Raw genomic sequence first — 685 nt, forward strand, 5'->3', positions numbered from 1 at the left:
CGCCAGCTTTTAAAAACGGTACGGAATTCAGGAAAATACCGATCCAGCCAATTATCGATGCGCCCTTCGACCATTTGGATATCTGAAGACAACTGATCGCGGATTTTCATGCCTTCCCGAAGTTCGGCATAAACACCTTCCGGAAGATTGGGTACTGCGTATCGGCCGTCTTTTATCAACTGAGCGATCACGTGCGCATCTTTCGTATCGTTCTTCGATGGCGAATTGTCATCGAATTCCTTGGCTTTTTTTACATGCATGGGATTGACAACGACGAATGCGTTATGGTTCTCTTTAGCCCAATGAGCGAGATTAAACCAGTAGTGACCAGTCGGTTCACACCCCAAAAGGATATGTGTTTTACCGTGGTCTGCCATCTTCTCATTTGCCCATGTCATCAACCGCTCAAAACCGCTTATATTATTGTCAAAGACCACTTTTCTGCCAAATTCATAGCCACGATCATCCACGGCCCGTGCAACATGCTTTCCTTTCGCAATATCAATTCCGACTACCAATGTTTCCGGTGTGATTTGCTTCAGCTTCTTATTACGGTTATAATTCATTTTGAGTCCTCCTTGGTTTGGTTAATTTAGGAGTCGATCGATCGACATCCCGTATGATACCAAGGAGGCTCATTTTTTGTTAAGCCTCAAATTTTTTCGTGACAGGAATGCTCCCTTTT

The 685-nt window shown here is 44.2% G+C and carries 1 protein-coding gene; it reads right to left on the reverse strand.

Annotated features, from left to right (window positions below; genetic code table 11):
• A partial coding sequence (locus tag E4U82_RS19640; protein WP_135111920.1) for an IS110 family transposase occupies nt 1–566 on the reverse strand: 566 nt, incomplete at its 3' end.
• Nucleotides 567–685 lie beyond the last annotated feature (119 nt).

It is taken from the genome of Lentibacillus salicampi (assembly GCF_004565465.1).
Taxonomy (GTDB): domain Bacteria; phylum Bacillota; class Bacilli; order Bacillales; family Amphibacillaceae; genus Lentibacillus; species Lentibacillus salicampi.